The organism is Capnocytophaga sp. oral taxon 863 str. F0517, from assembly GCF_000466425.1.
Classification (GTDB): Bacteria; Bacteroidota; Bacteroidia; order Flavobacteriales; family Flavobacteriaceae; genus Capnocytophaga.
The window spans coordinates 14947-31582 of the sequence record NZ_KE992165.1; the positions used below are offsets into that span (position 1 = coordinate 14947).

Here is a 16636-nt window from a genome sequence, read left to right on the forward strand (position 1 = left end):
GAAATGTTTTTTTTACCACTAAAAAAACGTATTTTTGTACCTTGTAAAAAGCACTTATAATCATTATAAATTATGAACAAAAAGAACAATACCATTGAGTATTTGAAATCTTTCTACATCAAAGATTATCTTTATATGGCCTTTGGCATAGCGGTCTACACCGTAGGACTTACCGGTTTTATCATACCGAACCAGATCGTGACAGGAGGCTTGGCAGGGGCTGCCCTCTTACTAAAATATGCCACCGGCATAGAAGTAGCCAAGACCATCATGGTAGTGAACTTGCTTCTTTTAGTGCTTGCTTTCCGTTTCTTAGGAAAAACTTTTGTGATCAACACCATCATAGGAGCTGGGATGCTCTCCTTCTTTGTAAATATAGGTGAGACCTACCTTACCCCTTATTTTACAGCCAATCCACTGATACACGACCCCTTTATCGCGATCGTTTTAGGGGGTATCCTCATGGGAAGTGGTTTGGGAATGGTCTATTCAGTCAATGGTAGCACAGGAGGGGTCGATATTATTGGCTTCTTGGTTACCAAATATTTCAAAATTCGTATTTCTCGTATTCTCCTGTACGTAGATGTTATGGTGGTGGTATCCTCTATATTTGTCCTTAGCAACTATGCCACAGAGAAGATGGTCTTAGGCCTGATCCTCCTCCCTATCATGTATCAGGCGGTGGACATGGTGATGAATGGAGCCAAACGTGCCATCCAAGTGACTATTCTCTCCAAGAAATATGAAGAAATCGCCACTCATATCAACACCGAGCTCAAGCGAGGTTGTACCGTCGTGGATGGCACCGGCTGGTATACCAAGAATCCCCAAAAGGTTATCATCGTCTTTGCCCGCCGTGGAGAGGGTACCACCATCTTCCGATTGGTCAATAGTATAGATCCCGAAGCCTTCGTTACCCGTACCAATGTAGAGGCAGTCTATGGTAAAGGCTTTGAAAAATTCAGTTAGTAGAACCTTTACCCTAACAAAATCCCCTTTTCCTTTTGGGAAAAGGGGATTTTTAGCGTATTATCAGTCTTTAAAATTTTCTTTTATCCCCATTACTTCCTCTCTATTTGGAACCCTACTTCAGTAATACCCGGCAGGTTCTCTACGCCTTTTTCCTTTCCTAAGCTACGGTCGGCTTGTTCTATACGGAAAGTATAAGTTCCCTTGGTAGGGAAAGTGACCCCCTCCTTATACCATAGCTTGCTATCCTTAATCGTTCCTCCCTCTCCTAACCACCTCCCTTCTGTAGTGGCCATTTCGTATTCTAAGGTATCCACTACCACTTGATTATTGGGAAACTCCATTTTGGTAATCAGAAAAATATTGCTATAAGGATAATCATTATTATTCCTTAGCATGACGAAAAGATCATGCTTATGCAAGGTGTCTGTAGCCTCATAACGAAAAGCTATAGGCTTATGAGCTTGCCATCCCTGAGGAAGGGTCTGATACTCACTGTACAACACATTCTCTCCACAGCTTACCAAAAGAAAAGCTATCGCAGAGAAAAGAACAAACTTATTCATCGGATTTAGGTGCGGTTTTATTGGGTTTCTTAAATGGTTTTTTACTGTTTTTCTTAAGATTAGTCACCTGTGGTGGGGCTTTCTCTTGCTTTTGTGGCGCATTCATCGCCTTTTGCTGAGTATTCTGGAATGGTTTTTTATTTTCAGGGCGTGGTTTCCTTCCCTCTGGGGTTGCTTTAGCCTCTTTAGCTATAGGAGTTACTTTTTCCTTAACCTCTTTTTCTTCTTTCTCTTTATTAGGTTTCCCTTCTATCACTGTTGCAGAGGTATTCTCAGGAGCCGTTACATTTTTTGCACCTTGTTTTTTCTTATTCTTGCGTTTTTTAGGCTTCTCATCAAAGCGGGTAAGGCTACCTTCTTGGGAATTATCCACCGGAGATACTTTTGCTGTAGTACTCTCTTCCTCTACCATATATTCTTCGAGGCTGGCCACTGGTTGTTTCTGCTTGTTAAGCTCTAAGATTTCTTTCACCTGATCCACCGTCAGCTTATGCCAGTTGATAAAGTCGCCCTCGTAGGTGAACCACATCAATCGCTTGAAGATATCCACTTTCTGGCAGGTCGCCAGTCCTTTCTCTGTCAGCAGCTTGGTATCGGTACGTGGGAAATCACGCAACGCCTCAAGGTAACAATCCAGTTCGAAATTCAGATCGCACTTGAGCTTACCACACTGTCCAGCAAGCTTTTGCGGGTTGAGCGAGAGCTGTTGGTAGCGCGCTGCCGCTGTGGTCACACTACGGAAATCCGTCAGCCAAGTAGAACAGCTGATCTCCCGACCACTGGAGCCTATCCCTCCTAAGCGTGCAGCTTCTTGGCGATACCCTATTTGGCGCATCTCAATACGTGTGGAGAATTCCTTGGCCATATCCTTAATCAGTTGGCGGAAATCCACGCGACCTTCGGCAGTATAATAGAAGGTTGCCTTGGAGCCATCTCCCTGATACTCTACATCGGAGATCTTCATCTCCAAGCCTAAGGCTATGGCCAGCTCTCGCGAACGCTTCTGTAGAGACTCTTCCTTAGCACGGTATTCCTTCCATATCTCTATATCGCGCTCGGTAGCCTTGCGATAGATCTTCGGCAAAGTTGGTGAATCAGGATCGGCCTTTTTCTTCTTCATCTGGATACGAACCAACTCTCCGGTGAGGGAGACCGTGCCTATATCATGCCCTGAAATAGTTTCTGTAGCCACCATATCCCCTATTTGCAACGGAAGCTTATGTATATTTCTGAAAAATTCCTTACGACTGTTCTTAAAGCGTACTTCCACACAGTCGAACGGCTGTCCTCCTGTAGGAAGCGGTATATCCGAAAGCCAATCGTATACCGATAGCTTCACACTTCCATAGTTATAAGCTATTTTATTATGAGATATTTCTTCGTTGTAAATCATTGATAAATAATATATTTAGCCCTATTCTGCACGATTATCCCCAATCAATGGCTTAAGGATTAATACATCACAAATATAAGCAGTTTCTAAGAGGGCAAAAATACGTAAAAAATCTAAGAATTAAAAGTTAAAACTACAATGTGAGTTCCAAGAAATATTTTTTGCCTAAGTCGTTCTTTTTTTTCATGGAAAAGCTGTATATTTGCACTTATTTTTAACAAAAAAATTTGATAGCAAATGGGAAGAGCATTTGAATTTAGAAAAGCCCGCAAATTCAAGCGTTGGGCTGCTATGGCAAAAACATTTACCCGTATAGGAAAAGATATCGTAATGGCAGTAAAAGAAGGGGGACCTCATCCGGAGACCAATGCCCGCTTGCGTGCCATCATGCAGAACGCCAAGGCTGCCAATATGCCTAAGGAAAATGTGGAGCGTGCCATCAAGCGTGCTACGGAAAAAGATACCGCCAACTATAAGGAAATCCTCTTTGAAGGCTACGCCCCTCATGGAATTGCCATCCTTATAGAAACGGCTACTGACAACAACAATCGTACCGTGGCCAATATCCGCAGTTATTTTAATAAATGTAATGGTACCTTGGGCACCTCCGGCTCGGTAGAGTTCATGTTTGACCACACCTGTAACTTCCGTATCAATGCCGAGGGTATTGACCCCGAAGAGTTAGAGCTGGAAATGATTGACTTCGGAGCGGAAGAAGTCTTCGTGGATGAGGATGGCATCCTTATCTATGCGCCTTTTGAGAGCTTCGGTGCCATCCAAAAAGAATTGGAAAGCCGCAATATAGAGATCCTCTCCTCTGGATTTGAGCGTATTCCCCAGGTAACCAAGGAGCTTTCCCCCGAGGAACAAGCGGATGTAGAGAAACTTCTCGAAAAAATAGAGGAAGATGACGACGTCCAGAACGTATACCACTCCATGAAGGAAAGCGAGGAGTGAAAATAGAATTAACTTATACCAAAAATATAAAGAAGCAGACGCGGTGAAATACCCAAATCCACTCCAAACTAGAGGCTGTCCGAAAAGTTCTTTGGATAGCCTTTTTCTAAAAAAACAGAGGCTGTCCTTTTCGGACAGCCTCTTGTTAGTTTTATTGAATTCCCCTCTTTACCAACTGGGGCGCATAGCTCCTCCAAAGAAGTAACTCAAATAATGTAAAAAGAGTATACCTCCACGGAAAAATATCCACACATAGAAAGCAATCCATATACCTGACAGTCCCCAACCAAGTAGATTTTGTGTTATATAATAGGCTGGTAAAAAACCTAAAAGGGTTGCTATAATAAAAGTATTGCGAAGCACCTTGGTCAGTCCCATCCCCTTATAGATACCATCAAAAAGAAAGGCAATAGCAGTAGTAGGTTGCATGAGTACTACAATCCAAAAATTATCATAGAATAGTCGTAAGATATCTATATCTTGGGTCAATATAGTTCCTATCCAGTAGTAGAGAATAAAGTATACAATCAGAATTCCTACTCCTATGGCCAGTACTATATAGAAGAGTTGCTTTACCAAATTGCGAATAGCCTGATATTGGCCTGTCCCATAGAGGCGTCCTGAGAGCAAGCCCCCCGCATTGCAATAACCATCAAAAAGAAAAGTAGAAAAACTCCATACCTGATTCAGTAACGTATGGGTCGCTACCACCGTATTGTCCCCCTCGGTTCCTAAGATTGCTGCCTTGGCAAAAGAAAAATACAATACAGCTTGTAATAGGCTTGAGCGAATTAGCAAATCTGCACCCATCCGCAAGCTCTCTACAAACTTAGGATGGAGCCCCCTTACTATAAGGAACTTAAATGGGGTACGGCTATACATTACCACCACTGAAAGGACAAACATGACACCTTGTGACAGAAGACTTGCCCATGCCAAACCTTTTATTCCCCAATGGAAAATATATACAAATATATAATTAAATACTACATTGATAATTCCCCCTGTGAGGCTAATATACATTGCCCAAGAAGTATTCTGAAAGCCTCGAAAAACACTATAGATCGTAAGGGTCAAAAGCGTAAAAGGAAAGCCCCATACACGTATACGGAAATAGTCTAAGCTAAAGTCCAAGAGGTTTCCTTCTATATCATAAAAATAATTCAGGATAAACTCACTCCCCATATAGGAGATAACAGAGGCTGAAAGAGAGACGATTAAGGAGAGTAATAATAGCTGAGCTACCAGTCCCTTCACCTGAGTGATCCTCCCTTGTCCATAAGCATAGGCCACCTGTGAGGTAAGTGCTCGGCTGGACTGCAGAAAAATCCATAATAAAGCCGAAAGAAAAGAAATGACGACCCCAACAGCACCAAGTATCTCCTTGGTGTTGTCAGCGATATTCCCCGCCATTACGGTATCCGTAAGGGAGATCACTGGCTCTATCACCCCCGATATGATAGCAGGTATCGCTAAGCGATTGATTTCCTGGGTAGTTATTCGTTTCATAATCTATATCTTGTTTAATTTTAATTCATCAGTAAACAGCACAAAATTACATTATTTTTTGAAAACAGCAAATATTTTTTTATTTTTTTATTTTTTTATTTCAACTTTTAAACTTCCCCCGATTTAAAAAAACTCTTCCATCTGTAGTGAGGGCAGTCTCTGCTAAAAAATATTTTTTTTAATTCTAAAAAAGATGTAACTTTGTAGGAATTTTTACGAAATATCTAATTAACTGAATTTGAAAAAGATACCCTTAAAAGAGATCAATCGTTTGGCCTTTCCTGCGATTATATCAGGTGTTATCGAACCTGTTATGTCCCTTACCGATACCGTAATGGCTGGACATATAGCCCATGACACTAAGAATATCTTAGGGGCTGTAGGCATTGTCTCTTCTTTTATTACTGCCTTGGTATGGATTTTTATCCAAGGAAGTAGGGCTATTTCTTCTCAGATTTCCTATGCTTATGGTTTGAATAAAGTGTCACAGCTCAGGGGGTTGGTCTCTCAGGTTTTGATATTTTCCTTGGTAATCTCAGTAGGGTGTGCATTGATTGCCTACCTCTTTAACAATTTTGTATTAGAAGACCTCTACCATGCCGAAGGCGGCTTACTGGACAACGCTATTGCTTACTTTCGCATCCGCATATGGGGACTGCCCTTAAGTTTCGTCACCCTAACTATTTACAATATTTTCAAGGGCTTACAGAACACCTCTTGGTCTATGTATATTGGCCTGTTAGGACTGGTAACCAACTTGCTTTTTAATTATCTCTTTGTCTTTGTCTGGGATGGAAACATCGAGGGATTGGCTTGGGCAAGTATCTTAGCACAGTTCATCATGTTGTTTGTTTCGGTATATTTGTTGTATACCAAGACTCCTTTCCGCTTTGCTTATATTAGGGGACTACACCCCAAGTTCATGGAAAATATCCGCATGAGTGCCGACCTTTTCGTTCGTTCGGTCATGATGCAGGGTACCATCTATTTTTCCTATTATGCTGCCTCCAGATTTGGGGGGGAAGAGGCAAGTGCCATTGTAGCTACTCATACGGTGCTCAATCAAGTATGGCTCTTTTCTGTGTTCCTCTTCGATGGGTTTTGCTCGGCTGGAGGGATCCTATCGGGAAAGCTCTATAGTCGCGAGGAATATATCCCAATTCGCTTTATGATGCGTGACTTGTTCTTTATCGTCTTGGCAATAGGACTGGGCATTTCCTTAGTCTACTTTGTTTTCTATGACTCTATAGGTTTGTGGCTCTCCAAGGATGCTGACATTAGGAACCTTTTCTATAGAACCTTTTGGGTGGTGGTACTCATGCAACCTATCAATGCCATTACTTTCCTATTCGATGGCTTCTATAAGGGCTTGGGCTTTACCAAAACCCTCCGCAATACTTTTCTGATTGCCACCTTCTCTGGATTTTTCCCTATGTATTATTTTACCGAATGCGTCTACCACTTGCAGCTGATGGGACTTTGGTGGGCGCTTTTTGTATGGATGGTCTTCCGAGGAGGTATTTTGATCATTCATTACAAAACTTTTTTTATTACCCAAAAAGGTAATTTCTTTAAAATAGAATAAAACCATTCAATAAAATATCAAATGAAAAATATCGCTATACTTATGGGAGGTTACTCCGCTGAAGCCGATGTCTCCCTCAAGAGTGCTGCCACCGTGGTGGAGTGCTTGGACAAAAACAAATACCGCCCCTTCCCTATCCTTATCACCAAGGAACGCTGGGTATATACCGATCCTAAAGGACAGGAGTTCTCTATTGATAAGAATGATTTTTCCCTTACCCTCGCCGGTGAGAAGATTACCTTCGCCTGCGCTTTCAATGCCATTCATGGCACCCCAGGGGAGGATGGACATCTACAGGCCTATTTTGCCTTAGTAGGAGTGCCTATCACCGGCTGTAGCATGTACGCCTCGGCCTTGACCTTTAACAAGCGTGATATGCTCTCCGTACTTAAGCCCTATGGCATTCCACGCGCCAAGGCCTACTACCTCAACCAAGGCGACCACTTCTCCACTCGCGAGATTGTCAAAGCCGTTGGTCTCCCCTGCTTTGTCAAAGCTAACCGCTCTGGAAGTAGCATTGGCGTTTTCAAGGCGTATAACGAAAAGGATATAGACGAGGCTATAGAAAAGGCCTTCGAGGTGGATAGCGAAGTTATCATTGAGGAATTTCTCAAAGGCACCGAAGTCTCTGTAGGGGTAATCACCTATCGCGGTAAAAAACGAGTGCTCCCAATCACCGAGATTGTTTCCCAGAACGATTTCTTCGACCACGAAGCCAAGTACGAAGGCAAATCCCAAGAGATAACCCCTGCACGCCTAAGCGATGAAGAACGCAAAAAGGTTGAGGAACTCGCCCTAAGGGTGTATAACCTCCTCCAGATGAAGGGCTTTAGCCGTAGCGAATATATCTTAGTCAATGGGGTACCGCATCTGTTGGAGATGAATACCACCCCTGGCCTTACCAAAGCCAGTATCCTCCCCCAACAGGCCAAAGCCGCTGGTATTACCCTGGCTAATCTGTTTGACAATGCAATCGAAGAAGCACTAAATAATGACCAATGATTAATGTCACTAATGACTGACCACTGAAAACGGATTCCCCTTCGGGGGGTAGGGAGACTAACCATTGAAAAAATGAGCAAGAAGAGAAAAGCAAATAGGGCTAAGAAGATAGGCTTGCCTCCTGGGAGCTTGGTATATTTCGGAGAAAAGGAAAAGCTCGTAGATATTGATGTGATTTCCTATTCTGATAGTTCTTTCCACTCCCAAAAAGTGGGAACCGCCCACCAAGCGCTATCCCTGATCAAGGAGGGACAGACCACTTGGATCAATATCAATGGACTGAACAACATAGAGGAAATCCGAAAGATAGGAAGCTATACCCAGCTGAACAACCTGCTACTGGAGGATGTATTGGACACCCAACATCGCCCCAAGGTGGAGCTGTTGGACGAACATCTGCTGGTAATTATTAAGATGCTCTACTACCAAGAAGGGGAACTCATCACCGAGCATTTGGCGCTCCTATTAGGAAAAAACTACCTTATCTCCTTCCAAGAATCGGAAGGAGGCGACGTCTTTGACCCTATTCGCAAACTCTTACAAGCTCCCGAGAGCCTATTTCGCAAATCCTCTTCGGACTATCTGCTCTTTGCCCTCTTGGACAGTATTGTGGATAACTATTTGGCCATTGTGGACAGGGTTAGCGATACCATCGAAGCTATTGAAGATGAGATTATCGCCCATCCTCGTGAGGATATGATCTCAGAGATACAAATGCTCAAGAAAAAGGCTACCTTCCTTCAGAAATCCATCACTCCTGCCCGCGAGGTCATCAGCCGTATTGAGCGGAATAATCACTCGCTCATCCAAGCAGGGTGTAGGCCTTACTTTAGGGACTTACACGACCATATCATCCAAATAGCCGAGACCCTCGCCTCCTATAGGGACATCCTTTGGGGGCTGACCGACACCTATATGGGGGCTATGAGCAACCGAATGAACAACATCATGCGGCTTTTGACCCTTATCTCAACCATCTTCATCCCGCTGACCTTTATCGTAGGGGTGTATGGCATGAATTTTGAACACATGCCTGAACTACACTACAGGTGGGCATATCCTGCCTGCTGGGGGGTGATGCTGCTCATTACTATAGCAATGGTGATCTATTTTAGACGGAAAAAGTGGCTGTAGATAGTGACAAGTGACTAATGACTAATGACTATTGATTAGTGACTCATTCAAAACTTAAAACTTAAAACTCAAAACTCCATGAGTCGTACTTTTTATATCAAAAATCCTGAGGCGCCTAAGGTGATGAGCACCCAAGAGCTATTAGACCTCGTAGGTGGTAATTTCAGACAATTTGCTCTTAGAGCTCATGATGAAGACTTCGATGAGATGATGCAAATGCCGCTGAATGATTTTGGCCATATGCTACTCGGGCAAGAAGGTATCAGCGGACGAGGTTTCGAATGTAGCTACTCAGAGGACGAGCATACTTACAATGTACGTGTCTTTACCCCCAGTACCTCTGCCGACTGGCATGGGGCACTCTCCTTTATAGAGAAATTGGCCACGACCTTTGGCGTTTCAGTAACGGATGAAGAAGGAGAAACCTACGAGGGCAATAATATCACCTATGACTTTCGCCATGACATAGCCTTTGGTATCGCATCTATGCAGAAAGGCGATGAGGGTTACTTTATCTTTGGCACTATGCGTCCCATCTGCTTTTCAGAGGAAGATATAGACCGAATCCTCGCGGCAGAAGATAAGGTAAAGGCTTTTGATGACTTTATTGCGGCACAGCGTCAGCATGAAGACCTCTATATAGCTAATCCCATTTTTGCGAAAAATGACCAAGATGAGATTATAGGTATCTATGCGCTGACGAAGACCGTACCTAGTGTACTCCCTTATAAGTATCCTCCGTTTATAGACATTACCAAGTATAACCTCTCCCAAGAAGACATCAAGGAATGGCGGGTAGTTTTTGCCGATTATGATGAGCGCCTCTCTGGTGAAGATCAGTTCCCTACCTTAGGAGAGATAGATTACGAGACTTTCTTAGAGCGCCTCCCTGAGGAGAAAATCCAAAAGTTAGACGGGCACTATATGTGTCTCTGCTTGGAGACGAAGGCCGAAATAAAAGCCATCTTAGGGGAGAAAAAGGGACTTTGGGAGAAAATAAAAGCACTTTTCTAAATATAAAAAAATTAACCCTTAATCATTGACCATTAATTATTATTTTTGTATTTTTGCACTTCTATAGACTAATTGGATAAAAACATTTTCAAATGAAAGATAATAATCATAAGAAAAACACGGATGCACTCGACTATCACGAGTTCCCCCAGCCTGGGAAGATAGCTGTAGTGCCTACCAAGAAGCATGCCTCCCAGTACGACCTCTCCTTGGCCTACTCACCAGGAGTAGCGGAGCCTTGCTTGGCCATTGAACAGAATAAAAACGATGCTTACCGATATACCAACAAAGGAAACCTCGTAGCGGTTATCTCCAACGGTACTGCCGTATTGGGATTAGGTAATATCGGTGCCGATGCAGCCAAGCCGGTGATGGAAGGAAAGGGCTTGCTCTTTAAGATTTTTGCTGATATTGATGTATTCGACATTGAGGTCAATACCACCGATGTGGATGCCTTTGTCAACACTGTCAAGGCCATTGCACCTACTTTCGGGGGAATCAACCTCGAGGATATCAAGTCGCCTGAGGCTTTCGAGATTGAGCGCCGCTTGAAGGAGGAATTGGATATTCCAGTCATGCACGATGACCAACATGGTACCGCTATCATCTCCGCTGCAGCTCTCAAAAATGCTTTGGAGATTGTGGGTAAAGATATTCGCAAGATAAAAATGGTTGTCAATGGCGCTGGAGCGGCAGCTATTTCCTGTACCCGACTCTATATCGCCTTGGGTGCCGATCCTAAAAACATTGTCATGTGCGATAGCAAGGGAGTAATTCGCAAGGACAACCCCAATTTGGACTACCTCAAAGCCGAGTTTGCCACCGACCGTGACCTTCATACACTCGAAGAAGCTATGAAGGATGCCGATGTCTTTATCGGTCTCTCCAAAGGAAATGTGGTAAGTCCTGAAATGCTCCTTAGCATGGCCAAAGACCCTATCGTTTTTGCCATGGCCAACCCAACTCCGGAAATTGCTTACGACTTGGCCACCCAAACCCGCTCGGATATCATTATGGCTACCGGTCGCTCCGATACGCCTAACCAGGTGAACAACGTCCTTGGGTTCCCCTTTATCTTCCGCGGGGCACTCGATGTACGCGCTACCAAAATCAATGAGGAAATGAAGCTGGCTGCGGTTCATGCCTTAGCCGACTTGGCTAAGAAAACCGTACCTGACCAGGTGAATCTCGTATATGGGGTGAACCTTACTTTCGGTAAGGAATACATCATCCCTAAGCCTTTCGACCCTCGTCTTATCTACGAAGTACCGCCCGCTATTGCCAAAGCAGCTATAGAAACCGGTGTAGCACAGAAGCCTATTACCGACTGGGATGCTTACCGCGAACAGCTTATGGACAGGCTCGGAGGTAGCAACCGCGAGATACGTGTCCTTCAGGAGCGTGCCCGCCAGAATCCTAAGCGTGTGGTATTCCCCGAAGCCGACCTTACAGATGTGCTCAAGGCTGCCCAAAGGGTATATCAAGAAGGTATCGCTATTCCAGTACTACTTGGCCCCAAAGAGGTTATCCAAAGTAAAATGGAAGAGCTAGGCTTCGAGGCTGACCTACAGATTATAGATCCTAAGAGTGCAGAAGAAAGAGAGCGCCGTCATAGCTTTGCCGACATCTATTGGAAAAAACGCCAACGTAAGGGAATTACCCAAATCAATGCCCGTCGCCTCATGCGTGAGCGTAACTATTTCGGTGCTATGCTCGTCAATACCGGACAGGCCGATGCCATGATTACCGGTTACTCCCGCTCCTACCCACAGACCATCCGCCCTATCTTGGACTTGGTAGAGAAAGAACCTGGTTTCAATCGCATTGCTGCCACCAGTATCCTTATTACCAAGCGAGGCCCCTTGTTCCTTTCCGACACTACCATGAATCCCAATCCGTCTTCGGATGACTTGACTGCTATTACCTTAGCAGTAGCCGAGAAGGCGAAGATGTTTGGTTTAGACCCAGCCATTGCCCTGCTTTCCTACTCGAACTTCGGTTCTGCTCCTTCGGAAAGTACCCAAAAACTATCCAAGACCGTCGCCTACCTACACAAGAACTATCCAGAACTTATTGTAGATGGAGAAGTACAAGTAGATGTAGCCCTCAACCCAGAGAAAATGGCTGCGATGTTCCCCTTCTCCAAGCTCAAAGGAAAAGCTGCCAATGTGCTTATCTTCCCTAACTTGGAGTCAGCCAATATCACTTATAAGATCATGAAAGAGTCCGAAGGCATCAGCTCCATAGGACCTATCATTTTGGGTCTTTCCAAGTCTATACATATCACCCTGATGAATGCCAGTGTGGATGAAATGGTCAATCTCACTACCTTCGCTGTAGTAGATGCCCAAGAGAGAGAACGCAGGAAATAAAACGTACCTAATATCAAAAAAGCAGCCCACGCGGGCTGCTTTTTCATTATATACTATATCCTTGATTACTCGATTACTTTCACTGGAGTACCATTATCCACATTGATCTGTCCGCTGGTAATTACCATATCTCCTGCGGTAAGCCCTCCAAGGATCTCTACTTTGTCTCCAAAGTTACGACCACTCTTGACGATCACCAATTCTGCTTTTGGGGTATCCTCTCCTTTGTCGTTTTTGCCAGCTACAATCTTAAAGATTTTATTTTGACTTACACTTCCTACAAAAGCACTATGAGGCACTACCAAGGCGGTAGCCGTCTGATTTTGTCCTTCAAAATGAGCGGTAGCATACATACCTGCACGGAGCTTCTTATCCTTGTTGGATACCAAAATCTCTACAGGAAACTTAAGGGCTGCATCGGACTTAGGGGCGATAAATACGATTTTTCCCTCTATTGTCTCGGTATCCGCACTGGGCTTCACCGTTACTTTATCCCCTACGCGAAGTCGGCTTACTTGCGCTTCATCTACCGTGATTTTGAGCTTAAGATGATCTATATTCACCACATTGAAGAGCGTTTGCCCTGCCCCTACCATGGCGCCTTCTTCCACCTGCTTGCTACTTACAATCCCGCTGATCTTACTCTTTACAGCCGTATCACCAGAGACGATAGCCGCCGCGTTATAGTTGGCCTGGGCATTGCTTAGCTGTAGGCGCACTTGTTCCAATTGTTGAGCGGTAACCCCTCCTGTTTGGTAAGCACTCTCAAAGCGCTTAAGGTTGGCCTTGGCAGTTTCTAAAGCAGCCTTAGCATTCTCCAACTGTACATTGGTACGGTCGGCTTTGGTACGAGCAAGTACCTGTCCTTCATGTACCACATCCCCCTCTTTCACATAGATCTGTACGATTTGTCCCCCCATTTCAGAGGAAACATTTAGGTCTTGGGCTGCTATGAACGTTCCATTGGCCGAGAAAAGGTCAGATACATTCTCCTGAGCTACCTTGGCAGCACGTACAGCCACTTGGGCATCCTGCTGAGCCACAATCGCTACCTCTTGGGCATTTTTTTGTTTGTTAGCATGCAAGCGGTATGCCATACCTCCTCCTAAAGCAAGTATCACAACAGCGATAAGTATTTTTTTCATTGTTTCTTAATTTTATACATTAAATAAATTCCTTGACACAAGTCACTTTTAGATCCTTATTTCAGGGCGCAAAGGTAACACAAAAAACTTAATAAACAAAAAAAGTTTCCAACTTTTTTTGAGTGTGCATAACAATGAGATTATGGGTAATTTATTTTATCCCCACAGGGTATCTATTCAAAAATATTACGTATATTTACATCCGAATAAGGTATAAAGCGCACCCTTCATGGACTGGCTATGTGAAGTAGGGGTAGTAACCTTTAGCTAATATATAGATTTTTAAATTGATAAAAATATTTTAAGGTATCAAAATAATTTCATATATTTACACTCTGAAAATGAATGTATTATGGAATTATTTAAGGGACAAATAAAAGACTTTAATATAACTCAAATTCCTAGTAATGATGGAAAGAATTTTCCTACATTACATAAGGTAATACATCAAGTAAAGTCTTGGATACGAGGTATATATTCTTGGGTATCAGAATTTAACATAGACCGATATTTAGCGGAATACAGTTTTAGAATTAATCACTCACAAAATAAAGATACTATCTTTAACAAATTAATGAAAAGAATTGTAGAGCGTTCTCACATTTCCCAAAGTCAATTAGTATGTAGCTAAATAGACATCTCAATAATTTTATTTTAAAAACTCTAACCCCTGATAGAAATCTTTATATTCTTCCTCATAACTACTCAATACAAATATGGGAGGCTCATTTTCTGAAAGGAAAGTTAGCCAATGACCATAGGAGTAAAATACAATATTTTCTATAATATCTGGTTTTCCCTTAATGAAATTACCAATATAAAAATTTTTATACATCCATACGGTTGCGATACCATTTCCAGCAAAAACACGCTCTATTACTTTCTTATTATCTTTAACAATCATTAAGTAAATCATTCTTTCATCCCATCTTTCATTGAGCTTATCCCAATTGGAAAAGGCTTGCATATAAAAGTCAGCATTATTTATTTTTCCTTTATATGTATTATCTATATGAAGAGAGATAGGATATTCATAGTAAGCATATTTGTCCAATAAACTGTAATTGATAGGAAAAGGAATATCTATATTTTTTATCTTCACGCTTTCTATTCTTTTTATTTTTCCCGTTTGGAATATATTTCCATCCTCAATAGATGCGTAATCATATTCTTTTCCTTTATATGAGGTATCTACCTCTTCGCTATAACTTAATAATAAACCAACATCAAAATACTTCTCTTCTATTTTTCCTTCTATTATCTCAATAGGATTGTAAGCGATCATTTCTAAATCTTTTATTAAATACGTATCCAGTTTGTCCTCTTTTATACTATAAGCATACACTGTATCAGTTTGTTTTAGGTGTAATTGTTCTAATATTTGCTCTTTGCGTTTTCCTGTTAGGGAGAAATAATATTTTTGCTTATTTATCTCTTTCTTTGTAAGGAGCGGTTCTTTTTGACTAAGCCTATAAGGTATAGAGAGATTTACGTAATATCCAAATTTTGGAAAAACACTAACTTCATTTACTTTATAAACCTTCAAGTTAGCTGGTTTCCTATTTAAATAACCATACCCTTCTTCTGAATTAGGATATATATTTACAAATTTTAAGCTATCTCTATAAAAAATACGATCAGCCGCTATAAGAGAATCTTCACTTATAATTTCTTTTTTTTCTTCCTCTTGTGAAGGATTTACCTCTGTTTTTTCCCTTTTACACGCCGTGATTAGGAAAAATACACTTATTATATATAATACGTATTTCATTATATGGTACATTTTAGTGTCTATTATCTATTATAGTCAAACAAATTTAGATTGCGAATAAATAAAAGATTTATTATCTTTGCACTGTCTATTGAACTAACACTGTCACCAACAGAAATAGAGGAACTTAGAAAGCTCCAACGCAACTTGCAAGGTCGCGCTTCTCTATCAACGCCTTGAAGTCTATGGGGGTTTTGTAGTAAGTGCCTTTCATTTATCTTAATTATTACAAATCAATATCTTCTTATTATTACAAATTCATCACTACCTTGTGGTAAATATAGCTTAACGGGGAATGTAGCGGCACCTCCTTCTTTTCCATATTGTATAAGAGGACTCTCTCCTTTTATATCCCAATCGATACCATTAACCTGTTTAGTGTGATTACTCCGTTCTAAGCACACTAATCTACCATCAGCATATATTTTCATCTCATAATCTTCTAAAGCAGCCATCATACCCTTGTCTTTGATAATTTCTTCTTTTTCTTCTTTGATGTACTTATTGAGGTATTCTTTATCAGAATAATTGAAAAAAACTGTTTCTTCTTGAGATTTTTTTACTAATTTTTGCCATTGATCAACATCTCCTTTATTAAGAATTTCCCATAGCTTTTTATAATAGGCGATAACTTTTTTCTTTAGTTTATCTTTGTCCCATTTTCTAAGATCTTGCCCATTACTCCAACCATTCAGTTCATAAGGTAAATCGATTGTAAACTTTCCTTCTATTTCATAATATGGAACAGGTTTCTCCAAATTTGGAATAGGATAAGAGTATAGATACTGATATGTTCCCTCTTCTGCTCCTTCTCCCACAGCAATCTTCTGATATTTAACTAATCCTACTTTTAAGAACTGAAAGGTATCAGGCTGTATACCTCCTTTTCTCAGTTCTTCATTAGAAGAAAATAGTTTTATCCTAAACTGATAAGTACCACTCTTTAGAACAGCTTGATTAATGTTTATTATAGTATTATGCATAGACATTTCATTGTTTGTTTCTACTAAAATATCATTAATGTAAGCTTCATAACGACCAGGTATGGTAACATCTAAAGCATAAACAATTCTTTCATTTGATTTCATATTATTTTTTTGTTTAAAACTCAGTGATAATACTGTTAGAAGTATTAAAATACAATATTTATTCCTCATCTTTTTTTAGATATTCTTTTTTTTCTACAAAATTGAATTTAAAATGCAAAACTACAAAAAAT

Annotated in this window: 13 protein-coding genes and 1 pseudogene; 8 read left to right on the forward strand and 6 right to left on the reverse strand. The window is 41.5% G+C overall.

Features of this window, described 5'->3' with window-relative positions; genetic code table 11:
- Positions 1–72 precede the first annotated feature (72 nt).
- Positions 73–969, forward strand: coding sequence for a YitT family protein (locus HMPREF1551_RS08950; protein WP_021628791.1), 897 nt, complete (start codon positions 73–75; stop codon positions 967–969).
- Positions 970–1061: 92 nt separating this feature from the next.
- Here HMPREF1551_RS08950 and HMPREF1551_RS08955 read toward each other — a convergent pair whose 3' ends face one another.
- Together HMPREF1551_RS08955 and HMPREF1551_RS08960 are read right to left on the reverse strand one after the other, a co-directional pair.
- Positions 1062–1535, reverse strand: coding sequence for a gliding motility lipoprotein GldH (locus HMPREF1551_RS08955; protein ID WP_021628792.1), 474 nt, complete (start codon positions 1533–1535; stop codon positions 1062–1064).
- On the reverse strand, positions 1528–2928 hold the full coding sequence (locus HMPREF1551_RS08960) for a stage 0 sporulation family protein (protein WP_021628793.1): 1401 nt from the start codon (positions 2926–2928) through the stop codon (positions 1528–1530). Before HMPREF1551_RS08960 ends, HMPREF1551_RS08955 begins: the two co-directional genes overlap by 8 nt.
- 237 nt (positions 2929–3165) lie before the next feature.
- On the opposite strand from HMPREF1551_RS08960, the gene HMPREF1551_RS08965 reads away from it, so the two are divergent.
- Entirely contained in the window at positions 3166–3885 is a 720-nt protein-coding gene (locus HMPREF1551_RS08965; protein WP_021628794.1) for a YebC/PmpR family DNA-binding transcriptional regulator, read from the forward strand.
- Between the two features lie 168 nt (positions 3886–4053).
- Here the strand turns inward: HMPREF1551_RS08965 and HMPREF1551_RS08970 are convergent, their stop codons facing one another.
- A complete protein-coding gene (locus tag HMPREF1551_RS08970; protein ID WP_021628796.1) occupies positions 4054–5394 on the reverse strand; it encodes an MATE family efflux transporter in 1341 nt (446 codons plus the stop codon).
- Positions 5395–5632: 238 nt separating this feature from the next.
- Here HMPREF1551_RS08970 and HMPREF1551_RS08975 point away from each other — a divergent pair, with 238 nt between their 5' ends.
- The 5 genes from HMPREF1551_RS08975 to HMPREF1551_RS08995 all read left to right on the forward strand — a co-directional run bounded on the left by HMPREF1551_RS08975 (position 5633) and on the right by HMPREF1551_RS08995 (position 12501).
- Positions 5633–6979 carry an MATE family efflux transporter gene (locus HMPREF1551_RS08975; protein ID WP_021628797.1) on the forward strand — a complete coding sequence of 449 codons (1347 nt, stop codon included), beginning with the start codon at positions 5633–5635 and terminating at the stop codon, positions 6977–6979.
- 21 nt (positions 6980–7000) lie between these two features.
- Positions 7001–7981 (forward strand): D-alanine--D-alanine ligase, encoded by a 981-nt coding sequence (locus HMPREF1551_RS08980; RefSeq protein ID WP_021628798.1) that lies wholly within the window; start codon positions 7001–7003, stop codon positions 7979–7981.
- A 72-nt stretch (positions 7982–8053) separates the two neighbouring features.
- Complete coding sequence (gene corA, locus HMPREF1551_RS08985) at positions 8054–9115, forward strand: magnesium/cobalt transporter CorA (protein ID WP_021628799.1); 1062 nt, start codon at positions 8054–8056, stop codon at positions 9113–9115.
- Between the two features lie 78 nt (positions 9116–9193).
- Positions 9194–10129 (forward strand): DUF4299 family protein, encoded by a 936-nt coding sequence (locus HMPREF1551_RS08990; protein WP_021628800.1) that lies wholly within the window; start codon positions 9194–9196, stop codon positions 10127–10129.
- Between the two features lie 92 nt (positions 10130–10221).
- Positions 10222–12501: an NADP-dependent malic enzyme gene (locus HMPREF1551_RS08995; protein ID WP_021628801.1), complete on the forward strand. Its 2280-nt coding sequence runs from the start codon at positions 10222–10224 to the stop codon at positions 12499–12501.
- A gap of 65 nt (positions 12502–12566) precedes the next feature.
- Here HMPREF1551_RS08995 and HMPREF1551_RS09000 read toward each other — a convergent pair whose 3' ends face one another.
- Positions 12567–13646 carry an efflux RND transporter periplasmic adaptor subunit gene (locus HMPREF1551_RS09000; protein ID WP_021628802.1) on the reverse strand — a complete coding sequence of 360 codons (1080 nt, stop codon included), beginning with the start codon at positions 13644–13646 and terminating at the stop codon, positions 12567–12569.
- A gap of 373 nt (positions 13647–14019) precedes the next feature.
- On the opposite strand from HMPREF1551_RS09000, the pseudogene HMPREF1551_RS09005 reads away from it, so the two are divergent.
- A pseudogene (locus HMPREF1551_RS09005) lies at positions 14020–14277 on the forward strand (IS1595 family transposase); the annotation flags it as partial.
- Positions 14278–14295: 18 nt separating this feature from the next.
- Here HMPREF1551_RS09005 and HMPREF1551_RS09010 read toward each other — a convergent pair.
- Both HMPREF1551_RS09010 and HMPREF1551_RS09015 read right to left on the reverse strand, forming a co-directional pair.
- Positions 14296–15417 (reverse strand): hypothetical protein, encoded by a 1122-nt coding sequence (locus HMPREF1551_RS09010; RefSeq protein WP_034544581.1) that lies wholly within the window; start codon positions 15415–15417, stop codon positions 14296–14298.
- A gap of 233 nt (positions 15418–15650) precedes the next feature.
- The gene (locus HMPREF1551_RS09015) at positions 15651–16505 is read right to left on the reverse strand and encodes a hypothetical protein (protein ID WP_034544583.1); all 855 of its coding nucleotides are present in this window, start codon (positions 16503–16505) and stop codon (positions 15651–15653) included.
- Positions 16506–16636 lie beyond the last annotated feature (131 nt).

Excerpts from the sequence above, each read along its gene's own strand:
- HMPREF1551_RS08950 (WP_021628791.1), top strand. The coding sequence starts at position 73 with ATGAACAAAAAGAACAATACCATTGAGTATTTGAAATCTTTCTACATC.
- HMPREF1551_RS08955 (WP_021628792.1), bottom strand. The coding sequence starts at position 1,535 with ATGAATAAGTTTGTTCTTTTCTCTGCGATAGCTTTTCTTTTGGTAAGC.
- HMPREF1551_RS08960 (WP_021628793.1), bottom strand. The coding sequence starts at position 2,928 with ATGATTTACAACGAAGAAATATCTCATAATAAAATAGCTTATAACTAT.
- HMPREF1551_RS08965 (WP_021628794.1), top strand. The coding sequence starts at position 3,166 with ATGGGAAGAGCATTTGAATTTAGAAAAGCCCGCAAATTCAAGCGTTGG.
- HMPREF1551_RS08970 (WP_021628796.1), bottom strand. The coding sequence starts at position 5,394 with ATGAAACGAATAACTACCCAGGAAATCAATCGCTTAGCGATACCTGCT.
- HMPREF1551_RS08980 (WP_021628798.1), top strand. The coding sequence starts at position 7,001 with ATGAAAAATATCGCTATACTTATGGGAGGTTACTCCGCTGAAGCCGAT.
- corA (WP_021628799.1), top strand. The coding sequence starts at position 8,054 with ATGAGCAAGAAGAGAAAAGCAAATAGGGCTAAGAAGATAGGCTTGCCT.
- HMPREF1551_RS08990 (WP_021628800.1), top strand. The coding sequence starts at position 9,194 with ATGAGTCGTACTTTTTATATCAAAAATCCTGAGGCGCCTAAGGTGATG.
- HMPREF1551_RS08995 (WP_021628801.1), top strand. The coding sequence starts at position 10,222 with ATGAAAGATAATAATCATAAGAAAAACACGGATGCACTCGACTATCAC.
- HMPREF1551_RS09000 (WP_021628802.1), bottom strand. The coding sequence starts at position 13,646 with ATGAAAAAAATACTTATCGCTGTTGTGATACTTGCTTTAGGAGGAGGT.
- HMPREF1551_RS09010 (WP_034544581.1), bottom strand. The coding sequence starts at position 15,417 with ATGAAATACGTATTATATATAATAAGTGTATTTTTCCTAATCACGGCG.
- HMPREF1551_RS09015 (WP_034544583.1), bottom strand. The coding sequence starts at position 16,505 with ATGAAATCAAATGAAAGAATTGTTTATGCTTTAGATGTTACCATACCT.